The organism is Pseudomonas sp. SIMBA_067, from assembly GCF_046534675.1.
In the GTDB taxonomy this organism is placed as follows: domain Bacteria; phylum Pseudomonadota; class Gammaproteobacteria; order Pseudomonadales; family Pseudomonadaceae; genus Aquipseudomonas; species Aquipseudomonas putida.
In genome coordinates, this window is the sequence record NZ_JAWRYH010000274.1 from 1 (window position 1) to 282 (window position 282).

The window sequence follows — 282 nt, forward strand, 5'->3', positions numbered from 1 at the left end:
CATATTCTTCATCCATAATATTAATCATTTCATCTTTGATTAAATCCTTTAGGCGTAGGTCTTCTATCTCGCGCTCTAAACGTTTAATTTTTTGTGCTGGGGTTTCTTTCGATTTAGGCATGTTGGCTATATAAGTTGGTTTAGACCAATCTAATTTACCATGTTTTCGCAGCCATACCCAGAACGGTACTACGACCTTGAATGCCGTAATGACTTTGCGCTTGTTTATATGTGAAGTCGCCTTTTTCTACTTGCTCAACAATGGATAATTTAAAGCCTAAT

The 282-nt window shown here is 36.5% G+C and carries 1 pseudogene; it reads right to left on the reverse strand.

The annotated features are described in order from the left end of the window. Window positions 1–282, reverse strand: a pseudogene (locus tag SB765_RS29060) (IS3 family transposase); the annotation flags it as partial.